The organism is Catenuloplanes indicus, from assembly GCF_030813715.1.
Taxonomy (GTDB): Bacteria; Actinomycetota; Actinomycetes; order Mycobacteriales; family Micromonosporaceae; genus Catenuloplanes; species Catenuloplanes indicus.
This window is the reverse complement of the sequence record NZ_JAUSUZ010000001.1, coordinates 1,596,557-1,609,239: the sequence shown is the minus strand read 5'-3', so window position 1 is coordinate 1,609,239 and position 12,683 is coordinate 1,596,557. Positions and strand designations below refer to the sequence as shown.

At 73.4% G+C, this 12,683-nt stretch carries 10 protein-coding genes; 3 read left to right on the top strand and 7 right to left on the bottom strand.

Translation table 11 applies throughout. The annotated features are described in order from the left end of the window. Positions 1-52: 52 nt before the first annotated feature. Positions 53-565 carry a response regulator transcription factor gene (locus J2S42_RS07540; protein ID WP_307236663.1) on the top strand — a complete coding sequence of 171 codons (513 nt, stop codon included), beginning with the start codon at positions 53-55 and terminating at the stop codon, positions 563-565. On the opposite strand, the gene J2S42_RS07535 is transcribed toward J2S42_RS07540, so the two are convergent. Further along, positions 553-1,878, bottom strand: coding sequence for a glycoside hydrolase family 16 protein (locus J2S42_RS07535; RefSeq protein ID WP_307236661.1), 1,326 nt, complete (start codon positions 1,876-1,878; stop codon positions 553-555). The two genes, J2S42_RS07540 and J2S42_RS07535, sit on opposite strands and share 13 nt — an antisense overlap. A gap of 236 nt (positions 1,879-2,114) precedes the next feature. Between J2S42_RS07535 and J2S42_RS07530 the strand changes: the two genes are divergently transcribed. Then, entirely contained in the window at positions 2,115-4,091 is a 1,977-nt protein-coding gene (locus J2S42_RS07530) for an AfsR/SARP family transcriptional regulator (RefSeq protein ID WP_307236658.1), read from the top strand. 38 nt (positions 4,092-4,129) lie between these two features. Here the strand turns inward: J2S42_RS07530 and J2S42_RS07525 are convergent, their stop codons facing one another. The 4 genes from J2S42_RS07525 to J2S42_RS07510 all read right to left on the bottom strand — a co-directional run bounded on the left by J2S42_RS07525 (position 4,130) and on the right by J2S42_RS07510 (position 7,504). Next, positions 4,130-5,194, bottom strand: a complete 1,065-nt coding sequence (locus J2S42_RS07525; protein ID WP_307236655.1) for a hypothetical protein — start codon at positions 5,192-5,194, stop codon at positions 4,130-4,132. Continuing rightward, the gene (locus J2S42_RS07520; protein WP_307236652.1) at positions 5,187-5,720 is read right to left on the bottom strand and encodes a SigE family RNA polymerase sigma factor; all 534 of its coding nucleotides are present in this window, start codon (positions 5,718-5,720) and stop codon (positions 5,187-5,189) included. Before J2S42_RS07520 ends, J2S42_RS07525 begins: the two co-directional genes overlap by 8 nt. A gap of 88 nt (positions 5,721-5,808) precedes the next feature. After that, complete coding sequence (locus J2S42_RS07515; protein WP_307236649.1) at positions 5,809-6,801, bottom strand: endo alpha-1,4 polygalactosaminidase; 993 nt, start codon at positions 6,799-6,801, stop codon at positions 5,809-5,811. Between the two features lie 151 nt (positions 6,802-6,952). Next, positions 6,953-7,504, bottom strand: a complete 552-nt coding sequence (locus J2S42_RS07510) for a hypothetical protein (RefSeq protein WP_307236646.1) — start codon at positions 7,502-7,504, stop codon at positions 6,953-6,955. A 304-nt stretch (positions 7,505-7,808) separates the two neighbouring features. Here J2S42_RS07510 and J2S42_RS07505 point away from each other — a divergent pair, with 304 nt between their 5' ends. Next, positions 7,809-9,233: a tetratricopeptide repeat protein gene (locus J2S42_RS07505; protein ID WP_307236644.1), complete on the top strand. Its 1,425-nt coding sequence runs from the start codon at positions 7,809-7,811 to the stop codon at positions 9,231-9,233. Between the two features lie 863 nt (positions 9,234-10,096). Here the strand turns inward: J2S42_RS07505 and J2S42_RS07500 are convergent. Both J2S42_RS07500 and J2S42_RS07495 read right to left on the bottom strand, forming a co-directional pair. Beyond that, positions 10,097-11,125 carry an FAD-dependent monooxygenase gene (locus J2S42_RS07500; protein ID WP_307236641.1) on the bottom strand — a complete coding sequence of 343 codons (1,029 nt, stop codon included), beginning with the start codon at positions 11,123-11,125 and terminating at the stop codon, positions 10,097-10,099. Between the two features lie 17 nt (positions 11,126-11,142). Continuing rightward, complete coding sequence (locus J2S42_RS07495; protein ID WP_307236638.1) at positions 11,143-12,624, bottom strand: hypothetical protein; 1,482 nt, start codon at positions 12,622-12,624, stop codon at positions 11,143-11,145. Between the last annotated feature and the right edge of the window lie 59 nt (positions 12,625-12,683).

Below are 12,683 nucleotides of genomic sequence, written 5' to 3'. Positions count from 1 at the left end.
CTTCACCGCGGATTGACCCACCGCTGACCGCCGTACCGCAGGCTCGGTGGTCATGGATGTGGTGACGATCCGCGTCGGCGTCGCCGGCATGCGTCCGGTGGTGGCCGAGGGTGTGCGCTCCTGGCTGCGGCAGGACCCACGGCTGGCGGTGACCGAGGCCGAGGACGCGGACGTGCTGGTGTGCGACTCCGGCGCGTGCGTCCTCGGCCTGCACCGCCGTCCGGTCGTGGTGTTCACCGTGGACCGGGACCGGCGCGAGTTGATCGCCGAGATCCTGGCGGCCGTGCCACACGGGCGGGGCACGGCTCCCAGGATCGTCCCGCACCTGTCCGCGCGCGAGCACGCGGCGCTGTGCTGGTGGCTCGGCTCGCTGACCAAGGCGTCGGTGGCCCGCCGGATGGGCATCTCACCGCACACGGTGGAGATGTACATCAAACGGATCCGGCAGAAGTACGCGGAGCTGGGCCACCACCTGCCGACCAAGGCGGACCTGCTGGTGCGGGCGGTGGCCGACGGGCTCTACACCCCGGCCGGGCTCGCCGGCCACCGGACTCACAGCGAGTAGACCCGTGCCCAGTCGACCTCGAAGATCGCGGTCTGCAGGCCGGTGCCGTGGAAGTTGTCCAGCTGGATCGTCTGGAACATCGGGCCGGGCGCGCACTGGATGCAGTCCGCGCTGAACACGAACCACTGCTGCCCGTCGATGAAGCCCTTGACGTGCTGCGGCGTCCACTCGAACGCGAAGTTGTGCCACTGGGTCAGGTCGACGTTGCACTTCGTCGCATGCTCCTGCACCTTCGGCTGGTGGTTCGGGTAGTGCATGAACGCCTCGGCGCACTGCTCGCCGGGCGCGCTGTTCTCCAGGTAGTCGTACTCCGCGCCCTCCGGCCACTCCTCGTCGTCCGGCCAGAGCAGCAGCACCGGGTGGTACTGCTTGCCGTTGTTCGCGGACGTGGCCTGCGAGCGGGCCCGCACCTCCCACCGGCCGTACCGCTGCGCGAACTTGCTGCCCAGCAGGCCGGTGTCGCCGCCGGCCTCGCCGGTCATCCGCATGATGCCGCCCAGCACCCGGCTGTTCTCCTCGCAGCGCCGCCCGTTGCCGTTGTGCCCCTCCCAGCAGCCGCTGGCCTCGCTGCCGGCCAGCGTCCACTTCGTCGCGTCCGGTTTCGCGGGCGCGGCCGCGCTGCCGTAGTCGAACTCGTCGGACGCCGGCAGCGGGGTGCCCCAGTTGTAGCGCTGCGCCGCGGTGTCCGCGCCGCCCGGCGGCGGGGTGGCCGGCGGGGTCGTCGGGTCCGGCAACGAGATCGGCTGGTAGTCGCAGGCGGTCGCGGACCAGGTCATCCCGGCCGGGCCGGTCAGTTGCGCGGTCACGTTCGCGCGGGTGGCGCCGCCCGGCGCGGTGAACTCGCCGGCGACTCGGGTCCACGTCTCCACCGCGTTCGGCGTGACCGGGACCTCGGCGCCGTTGGAGTGGCCGAGGTAGGCACTGGCCGGGCCGTACCAGTCCACCTGCATCCGCGCGGTCACCGCCGCGGTGGTGCCGCTGACCCAGGTGTCCATCGCGAACCGCCAGCGCTCGGCCTCGGTGACGTCCTTCTGCGGCAGGTACATCTCCGGGTTCACGCCGTTCCCGGACGGCTGGCGATAGGCGTGATCGGCCACGACGTGCGCGCCGATCGCGACCCGCGCGCCGGCCGCGCCGGTGCCGTGCCGGCCCCAGCCGGTGACGTCCCGGTCCACGACCGGGTTCGCGCACGTGTTGACCAGTGATCCGGTGCGTGTCACGGCGTCGGCCGCGGGTGCGGCCTGTGCCACGGCGATCCCGGTTCCGGTGATGACCACGAGCCCGGCGGCCGCGGCGGCCAGATGAGTCCGCATGATCCCTCCCTCTGCTAGCGGTGAAGCTCGGCGCAGGTCACGCTAGGGACGCGTGCGGTTGGGCGTCATGACCCGGGAACAGGGGACGCGCACTCCGTCCACTGTGCCCGCCGATTCGGTCAGGTCGCGGTGAGCAAATGGTGAAACCGCAGTTCAGAAGCGGTACGGACGGGTGACGCGGTCGGCACCTCTTGTCCTAGGCTGTGACGGTCGATATCGATTTCCAGGAGTGTCTGTTGTCTCATCCCGTGGAGCCGTCGTTCGCCGTGCTGGGCCCGCTCGCCGTGACCGGGCCGGACGGGACCGACGTGCCGCTGCCGCCCGGCCGCCGCCGCACGCTGCTCGCCGCGCTGCTGCGCGGGCGCAACCGCTGGGTCGACAACGACACGCTGGCCGCGGCGCTCTGGGAGCGCGCCGACTACCCCAGCTCGGTCAGCGGCAGCATCAAGACCTACATCCACCAACTGCGCAAGATCCTCCCACCGGGTACGGACGGGGAGGCACGCCTGGCCGGCCGTGGCGGCGCCTACCGGCTCACGGTGGCGGAGGGCGAGCTGGACGCGGACGTGTTCAGTGCGCTGGCCGAGGCCGGGATGGCCGCGCTCGGGCAGGGCGACCCGGCCGCGGCCGTGCGGCTGGAGCAGCGGGCGCTGGCGCTGTGGCGCGGCGACCCGGAGGCGGACGCGCTCGACACGGTCACCGTCCGGCACCTGACCGAGCTGCGCTGGAGCGCGCGGTACACGCTGGCCGACGCGCTGATCGCGACCGGCGAGGCGGGCGAGGCGATCGCGCTGGCTCGCGCGATGCTGACCGAGGACCGGCTGCGCGAGCCGGCCTGGGAGCGGCTGGTCGTCGCGCAGCGCGCGGCCGGCTGGCAGGTGGACGCGCTGGCCAGCTACGAGGCGGCGCGCGTGCTGCTGCTGGACACGTTCGGCGCGGAGCCGGGCAGCCGGCTCCGCGAGGCCTACCGGGCGCTGCTCACCGAGACCGCGGACCGGCCGGACCCGGCCGCCGGCCCACCGACCACGGGCCCGGCGGCCTCCGGCTCCCGCGATGCGGCTCCTGCGACGTCAGGCCCGCACGCCGCGGCCCCGGCGACGGGCTCCCCGGCGCCTGCGTCGCACGCCCCCGGCCCGGCGGTGGCCGTGACGTCGCCGGTGCCGGCCGCGCCGCCCCGGCGGCCGGTGCGGGCGGACCGGCGGCGGGTGCCGGCCGCGCTGCTCGCGCTGGTGCTGGCCGGGGTGCTGGTGCTGGCCGGCGGGTCGGCCACGGTAGCCGGTCGCGGTCTCCAGCGGGCCGGTGGCGTCGCGGGCGGGGTGGCGGCCGCGCCGCGGATCCTCTTCGGCCTCGGGCCGGACCCGGTGCGGGCCGGGAAGTCACCGCTGATGCAGTCCGGCATCGGCATGGTCACCACCTGGTACCACAAGCAGGGCGACCTGGAGCGGTTCGAGGGCTGGCGGGCCGACGTGATCCCGCAGACGTACGCGTCCGGTCTGGCCATGCACGTGATCGTCGGCACCTGGGAGGACGGCGAGTCGCTGGACACCCGGTTCGGCCACGCGTGCGGTCAGCCCTACCCGCTGTCCGACGAGTTCGTGCCGGACATGCGGCGGCTGGCGGCCGCATTCGCGGGCCGGGCGGACGGGCCGCCGCTGTACATCTCGATGTTCTCCGGCCTCCAGCACCTGACCTGCGCGGACAACGGCTACCTCGACGACCCGGCGACCACGAACTACTACATGGCGCTCAAGGAGCGATACCTCGAGCTGATCCGGGTGATGCGGGCCGCCGCACCGAACCTGCGCATCGCGCTGAACTGGGACGGCTGGAACGCCTCCCACGACGACCCGGAGAACGGCGCCGGCCGGTCGATGTTCCAGTATTTCGTGGAGGTCATGCGCGCGTCCGACTTCCAGAGCTTCGGCGCGTTCACCGAGGACGGCAACGCGGACCACATCGCGCAGATGGTCGGCGTGCTCGGCGCGCACGGCCCGGTGATGGTCTCGCACTACGGCCCGCACGAGGACTCGCTCGCCGTCTACCTGGACGACCTGCACCGCACGTTCCCGCCGGAGGCGCTGGCCCGGCTGGTCGCGGACGGCCTGTTCGCGTTCAGTTTCAAGGACCCGGACCTGCAGCGCGAGTCACCCGAGCTGATGACGCTGACCACCGGCATCGTGCAGGACTACGGCCAGTTCCCGCCCGCCCGCTGAGCCGGCGGACGGGCGGGACCCCCTGGGGAAACGGCCTGCTACTCCGGGTTGGAGCGGGTCAGCAGCTGCACGCCGGTGCCGAGGCGGAGCAGGTCGGCGTCGGTGATGGTGAGGCCGCCGGTGACGGTGATCTCCAGCGTGGCGTCCCAGTCGTCCACGTCGATGGTCAGCCGGGCGCCGGCGTCGTCCCGGGTGAGCGCCGCGGCGTACCCGTTGATGGTCTGGTTCGTGCCGGTCAGCTGCTGCCGCTTGCGCAGGATCAGGCTGACGTCGCCCGGGCCGGTGAAGATCATCCGAGACTTGGTGACGGTCGTGGTGGTCAGCCCGGCCGGGGACACGCCGAGCCGGAACGGCGGCTGCACCGCGATCGACGCCTCGGACAGCGCGCCGGCCCACTCGACCACCTGGTCCGGCGTGTACGTGTCGTCCGTGGTCAGCGAGATCCACCGGCCCGGCGACTCCTGCCAGTACAGCGTGAGCTGCCGGGCCGGCTGCACGTCCACGGTCCGCAGCGTGCCGGCCCTGCCGCGCACCTGCCGCGCGGTCTCGGTGCCGGGCGTGCCGAACGACGGGCGCACGCCGGACACCGTGACCGTGATGTCCGCCTCGTGCGCCGGGTCGGTGGTCTCGAAGAAGCCGATCAGGTCGCCGCCGCTCATCGTGGCCACCGGCGTGCGCCGGTCGTCCGCGGGCGGCAGCGTGTACGGGAACACCGGCGCGGTCCAGCCCTCGGCCAGCGTCACCGCGGTGCCGGCCGGCGCCTCGCTCTCCGGCGGCGGCGCGGACGGCGACGGCGGGCCGCTCGACGGCGGCGCGGCCGGCGGGGACGGGGACGCGCTGGCCGCGGCGGTGGGGGAGGGCGGCACGGCCGGTGCGGTGGCGGCCGGTGGCACGACCGGCTCGGGCCGGGTGGTCAGCACGGCCGCGACCGGCACGCCGACCGCGACCACGGCCACCACCGCGGAAACGCTCGTGGTGATCATGCGGCGCCGGCGGAGCACCCGGGACCGCGTGTGCACGCCGCGCAGCAGGCCGTCGTCGGAGGGGGCGCGGCCGGCCGCGTCGTGCATCGTCTCCGCCAGCAACCGGTCCAGCTCATCCATCGCCGCCCACTCCTCTCTCGCTCAACATGGTCCGCATCCTCGCCAGCGCGCGGGCCGCCTGGGACCGGACCGTGGACTGCCCGCAGCCCAGCAGCGCGGCGATCTCGTCGTCCGGCAGATCCTCGTAGAAGCGCAGCACCAGCACCGCGCGCTGAGAGCGCGGCAGCCCGGCCATCAGCTGCCACATCTGGTCGCGGGCGGCCACCCGCGCCTGTGGTTCGTCGACACCGGCCGGCTCCGGCACGTCCGCGAGGATCGCCTCCCGGGCGGAGAAGCGCCGGCGCCAGGAGACGAACTGGCGCACGATCGCGGTCCGCACGTACGCCTCCGGGCTCTCCATCACGGTGACCTTGTGCCAGCGCCGGTGCATGCGCGCCAGCACCTCCTGCACCAGGTCCTCCGCCAGGTGCGCGTCACCGGACAGCACGTACGCGAACCGCAGCAGCGCCCGGCCGCGGCCGTGCACGAAGTCGTCGAAGTCCTCCGCACGGCCGGTGACGACCGTCGTCGACTCGTTGGTGCTCATCGTGGCCTGTTCGCCTCGACGCCGGAGATCTCCGGGCCCGCGCGGGGCACCGGAGATCTCGGGGGCGTAGCGGAATCGGGAAAGCAGATCAGCAGCCCTTGAACACGTACGAACGCGACCCCGGCGCCGTCACGTCGACGTCCCGCAGGACGATCGAGAGCTTGCTGCCGAACCCGTTGCACGCCTTCGTGAAGCCGCTCTGAGTGTATTCGATCACGACGACGTTGTTACCGTACGTAGCGGTGTAGCGGTCGCACTCGTTCCACGCCCCGCACTCCTCGGCGACCGCGAAGTCGAACCCGGCCTTCTTCGCGTTCGCGGTGGACAGCTCCGCCAGGTTCTTCTGACCGACGGCCAGGCCCTTGCCGTGTGCGTAGGCGGAGAGCGCCGCCGCGTACTCCACCGCCTGAGCCTGGGTCAGCAACCCGTTGGACCGGGTGTACGAGTCGAGGTTGTCCGGCTCGATCGCCTGGAAGCCCTTGGCCTTGCACTGGTCGATCCAGCCGGCCGCGACCGTGGTCAGCGCGGCGCGCTTGGCCGCGGTGGAGAAGTCCAGCATCGCCTCGTCCCAGTCCTCGTCGATCACGAGGTTGCCGCTCTTGTCCCGCAGCAGCAGGTCGTTGTGGTTCTTCTCCCACCACGACTGCGCGCCCGGCTGCACCTGGAACGCGTTGATGTAGCAGATGTTGTAGAGCCCCGCGGCCGGGCTGGCCTCGCTGTCCCGGCTGACCACGGTCACGCCGGACGGCGGCGCGTACGCCCCGCCGATCTGGTAGTCGAAGCCCGCGTTCGCCGGCGGCGGCGTCCAGGCGCCGGTGGCGGGGGCGGTCACCGACGGTGACGCCGCCGGCTTCGACGTGGCCGGGGTGACGCTCGGCGCGGCGGTGGTGCGCGACGGCGACACGCTCGGCGCCGGTGCCTTCGTGGTGGCGACGGCGGACGGCGTGGGCGTCGGCGTGGCCGGTGCGGACGCGACCGGCTTCGGCCGCGGCTTCCACCGGTCCCACCAGGGGCGGGTGCCCGCGTTCGCGGTGCCGATGCCGACCCCGAGGAGCACGGCCACGGCCGCGGTGACCGTCACTCCCACTGTGATCCGCCTGCGCTTGGATGCCATCGGTGCTGTTCTCCTCGGACCTCGCCGGTTGTTCTCCACCCCCTGAACGCGGTCAACCGTCGTCGCTGCTGCCCCGGATCCGAGAATTTTTTGGGTAGTTTTGCGGTGACTTTGCGTATCAGTTCGGCCGTCCGCCGCGCGACGCCGCCCGGCGGCCGCGGCGGGATCTCCCGATCCGGCGGCGCTGCGTCACGACCGGCGGGTTCCGCCGCGTCACCCGCGCGTGGAGCGCCAGCAGGAGCGGGACGATCACGATGCCGCCGAACGCGGCGCACACCAGCATGGTGATCGCGGCGGCGATGGCGTCACCCCAGTGCGGCAGGTACGCCACGTCGCCGACCAGCAGCACCTCGACGCGGCTGCCGGTCGCGAGCTCGCGGGAGTTGGCGATCACCACCGGCTCCGGTGCCGTGGTGCCGCCGGCCGCGGTGAAGAGGCCGGAACAGTCCTCCCATTTCGCGCCGATGCCGATGGTGATCAGGTCGTCCGCGCAGCCGTCGACGACCACCGTGCCGCGGTCGCCGATCCACCCGGCCCGGGCCAGCGACTCCTTGCCGAAGGCCCACACGCCCGCCACGCAGCACCAGATCCATACCGGTACGACCACGGCGGCCACCAGCCAGGCGACCGGGGTGGGGATCCTCGGTGGGGTCTTCCGCGTCGGGGGCACGGGTCCAGTGTGCGCATGGCCGGCAACGGCCGGCCGCTACCGCCGCCGGCTCAGCGCTACCGCGGCGGCGACGAGCGCGGCGGTGCCGCCCATGCAGATCAGCAGGACTACCAGGTGCCAGGGGCGTACGGCGATCATGACCTGGGACGGTACGCCACCCGCGCCACCGGTTACGCGTGGCTCGGGGACCGCCGGTACCGGGCCACGGCGGTCCCCGAGCCGGGCTGCCGGTGGATCGTGCCCTGCTCGCGGGACCGCGGGACCGGGGTGGCGGGGCGTTGCGGCGATCAGGAACCATGTCCGGGTGCACTCGTATCCCGAAGCCCGCCAGCAGGCCCAGCGGATCGCGGAGGGCGGGGACCCGGCCGCGGCCCGGGCCCTGCTGGAGAAGGCCGTCGACCAGGGCCGGCCCGGGCTTACCACGGGTGACCCGGAGCTGCTCACCACCATGCGCCAGCTCGCCGGGCTGTACGCGCAGGCCGGCGACCACACCGGCGCGCGGCGGCTGCTGGAGGAGGCGTACGCGGCCGGTCAGCAGCGGATCCAGCCGGTCGACCCGGTGATGGTGCTGCTGGCGTACGACCTGGCCGTGGTCGCGGACGAGCTGGCCAACCGGCTGGTGGCGAAGAAGAACTTCGCGCTGGTCGCGGAGCACGGGCCGGCCGCGCTCGGCGAGGGTCACCCGGCGGTGGCGCACGCCCGTGAGTACGTGGCAGCGGGTGCGCCGACCGCGACCGAGGACGGTTTCCCGACCACCCAGCTGCCCGCGGTCCCGGCCGCGGAGACGCCGACCACCCCGATGCCGCCGTTCGCGACCCCGGCCGTAGGCCAGCCGGTCTCCGGCGCACCTCATGGTGGCCAGCCGGTCTCCGGCGCACCTCATGGTGGCCAGCCGGGTTACGGGCAGCCGGTGTCCGGCGGGCCTGGTCAGCCCGTTTCCGGCGGGCCGGGCTATGGCCAGCCGGTGTCCGGCTCGCCGACGTTCGGGGCGCCGGTTTCCGGAGTGCCGTCGTCGCCGTTCGGGGAGCCGGGCGAGGCGCGGAAGCAGAACCGTACGCCCTGGGTGATCGCCGCGGCCGCGGTCGTGTTCGCCGTGATCATGCTGGTCGTCGTGCTGGTCCGGCCGGGTGCGGATCCGGTGACGCCGGTGGCCGACGCGACCGGCGAGCCGGCTGCCACGGCAGGGCCCTCCGGCGCGGGCGACTCCGCGCTGGGCACGCTGCCGTCGGCCACGCCGTCCGCGTCCGCGACGGGCGCCCCGGCCGCCACCACGCCCGCCCCGGCCGCACCGGCACCGGCGGCGACCACGGCGGCACCGGCGAAACCGCCGGCGGCCACCACACGGATCGTCTCGCCGAAGAACGGGGACGGCGTCTCCCGGGACTTCACGGTCTCGGTCGCGCTCTCCGGCGCGGACGTGGCCGCGACCGGCACGAAGCTCGCGCTGACCGTCTGCGTCAAGGAATGGTGCTTCCTCGACGGGCCGATCACGATCAAGAACGGCGTCGCCGAGGACTACACGGTCACGCTGGGTCCCAAGGACGGCGAGGGCGTCGGCGAGAAGTGGACGGTGCGCATCGACCGCCTGTCCCAGGCCGACTACACGTTCCTGGCCGACCACAAGCGGAAGGCCACCGAGGACGGCACGTGGGGCGCCGGGGTCACCACCCCGATCGACCGCCTCAACAAGACCCCGGTCAGCTCCGTCGTGATCACCAAGACCAGCTGAGCGTGCCCGAGCCGTGACCCGGGCACGCATGCGGGTCGTGGCTCGTGGTGACCGGCGACGCGGCGGTGCCCGCGGGAGCGACTCTGGTGCGCGTTCCCGCCGAGGCGCTGGCCGCAGGTCGGCCGCGCGTACCGGGCGGCCTCACCTCGTCGGTGCGGACCCAGCCTGCATGACGCCCATGCGCGCTGTCCGCCCGAAATTTCCGGATAAGTTCGCGGCCGTTTGCGCCTGGTGATCGCACCCGCCGCCGGTCCGGCGCCTGTGTGATCAATCAGTGGAGCGAAAAGGAGATCATCGAGCGAAGTTGATATCCATTTTGCTCCACTGATTGATCACACAGGGCTGCGCGGCGATGCTCGCCGACGGCAGTGCTTCCCACGTAGGGTGAAATACCGTGATATTTCGGGCGGGTAGCGCCGGATTGCCGCGGCGGTGCCGGATTGCCGCGGCGGTGCCGGATTGCCGCGGCGGTGCCGGATTGCCGCGGCGGTGCCGGATTGCCGACGCGGCGCTGGGTTGCCGCGGCGGTGCCGGATTGCCGACGCGGCGCTGGGTTGCCGCGGCGGTGCCGGATTGCCGACGCGGCGCTGGGTTGCCGCGGCGGTGCCGGATTGCCGACGCGGCGCTGGGTTGCCGCGGCGGTGCCGGATTGCCGACGCGGCGCTGGGTTGCCGCGGCGGTGCCGGATTGCCGACGCGGCGCTGGGTTGCCGCGGCGGAGCCGGATTGCCGGCAAGGAGCCGGGTTGCCGACGCGGCGTCGGGCTGGCGGAAGACGGCCGGGCGGGGCGAGCGGAGCGGGGGAATGGGCGACGGCGCCGGGAGCAGGCGGACCGCACCGCGCCGGGAGCGCTTTTGGTCTGTCTCAGCGGGAGTTCAGGCGGGCGCTCGCCGCGACGGTCTCCTCGGTCTCGGCGCGGCGCTGCAACTCGTAGTCGGCGAACGCGCCCCGGTGGTCGCCGCCGTGTCTGCTGAGTGCGTCGGCCAGCGCGACCGCGTCCGCGAGCGCCATCGAGGCGCCCTGGGCCGCGGCCGGGGAGGCCGCGTGCGCCGCGTCGCCGGTCAGCACCATGTGGTCGTCGTGCCAGCGGGGCGTGGCCGGGATGTCGTAGGAGTCGCCGCCGACCACCTCGGCGCCGGTCGCGGCGATGATCGCGGCCGCCGGTGCGGCGTCGTCGCGGAACACCGTCAGCGCCAGCTCGCGCCACTCGGCCGGGGTGGCGCCGCCGCTGCCGGGCTCGCCGGGGATCCGGGCGAACCACCAGGTGCGGCCGTCGCCGGGCGCCGTGCAGCCGAAGAACGCCCGACTGCCGTTGATCATGTGGTACGTGTCCGGCGGCACGTCGCCGGGGTTGCCGCCGGCGTAGCCGTAGACCACGTGCCGGCCGGTGAAGCGCGGCCGTGGCGCGTCCGGGTCGATCAGGCCGCGGACGCGGGAGTGGATGCCGTCCGCGCCGACCAGGAACGCGCCCTCGGCCGTGCCGCCGTCCGCGAAGTGGGCGTGGACGCCCGCGGTCGCGCCGGTGAACCGCCGGCCGTGGTGGACCGGGATGCCGCGCGCCGCCACCTGCTCCTGCAGCACCCGGTAGAGCGCGGCCCGGCGCATCGTGCGGGCCGGCCCCTCGATCGGGCGTTCGCCCAGGCACCGGCCGTCCGCGTCGAACAGCGCCACGGCCGCGGCCGGGTAGGACGCGTCGCGCACGGCCTGCGCGACGCCGAGCGAGTCGAGCGCGGCCATGCCGTTCGCCATCACGGTGAGGAACGCGCCGGCGTCGTCGCCGCCGGACCGGTGCGCCTCGAAGACCGTGGACGTGAGGCCGGCCCGGTGCAGCGCGAGCGCGGTGGCGGCGCCGGCGACGCCGCCACCGATGATCAGTGCCTGGGTCCGCTCCATGCGGGCCAGCTTAGAACTCAGCGCACCACCGTGTTGCTCGCCCAGATCGGCTTGCCGGTGGCGTTGCGGTAGAGCACCAGGTTGCCGTCGTTCTGCAGGTGCAGCGTGCTCGGGCCGGCCGTCCAGGTCTTCGTGTCCCAGACCGCGACCGGCGCGTCCGGGTTCCTGTAGAGGACCAGGTTGCCGTCCGGCTGGTTGAGCAGCCGCCGGCCGCCGGTGTTCAGCACGCTCCACAGTGCCCGGCCGTTCGACGAGTCGTAGAGCACCAGGTTCCCGTCGGCCTGCATCCACAGGTAGAAGCGGCCGTTCGGAGAGCGCATCGCGGACAGCTTGCGGATGCTCTGCCCGGTGGCCAGGCTGGCCGGCATGTAGTTCGCCACCTTGTTCACCAGCTCGCTGTAGCGCGGCTCCTTCGGCGTGCCGTCGCGGTAGACGATGCCGTAGTGGCACTCCGGGTCCTGGTTCGCGTCCGTGCACGCGGCCGAGTCCCGGAACTGGTAGAGGAACAGCGGGCCGGCGTAGTCGAGCTCGCGCCACATGTGCACGCCCTCGACGTCGAAGTCGCGGATCAGCTCCAGCGACGGGTGGTTCGCGCCGAGGCCGGACGCGGTGGGGTAGCCCCACTCCGTACCCCAGATCTTCTTGTCCGGGTGACCGTTGTCGACCAGCACCTTGCGCAGCGCGGCCAGCTGCCCGCACGGCGCCGACCCGGGCACGTAGCGCGGCCCGAACAGCACCCGGTCCGGGCGCGCGCAGTCCGACTGGGCCGGACCCTGGCGCTGATGCCAGATGGGGTACGGGTGGTGCGCCACCGCGTCGAAGGTGCCGCCGAAACCGTTCGCGTACGCCCAGGTCAGCCACGCGGCCGGGGAGTTCGGGTTGGGCACGGTGTCCGGCACGGCCGGCTGGTTCGCGGGCCGGGTGCCGGCCGCGGAGCCGCCGGCGAGCACGGTGCACCCCGCGCACTCCGCCTTGATCCGCGCGTTGCTGAGCCGGACCACCTCCCAGTAGCGGGTCCTGCGGGCCAGGTCGGAGCCGTCGCCGTAGTTGCCGAACGTGGCGTGGTTCGGCTCGTTCCAGATCTCGTACGCGTAGACCTTCCCCGCGTACCGCCGGGTCAGGGCCGTCATGAACGCGCCCCACTCGTCGTCCCACTCGGGCAGTGGGAACCAGTGGTCCAGGCCGTCCGACGCGCCGTGCCCGCCGCTCGCCCACGGCGGCGAGTAGGTGACCAGCAGCAGGATCTTCATGCCGGCCGCGTGCGCGCGCTCGATCGCCGGGTCGTAGCGCGACCAGTCGTAGGCCAGCTCCGGCCGGTCCTGCACGCCCCACCAGGACACCTCGATCCGGATCGGCTTGCCCGCCGGGTCCGGTATCTGGTCCGGGCCGCCCAGCCCGACGTCCTGATTGGAGAACACCGGCGGCGCGGCCTGCGCGGGCGGTGGTGCGATCAGGATCAGCGTCGCGAGCGTGACGACGAGCGCGATGAGGCGTCTCACCCCGTGTTACCCCCGTGATTCAACAATGGACATATCCACATGCGGCCATTTACTCATCG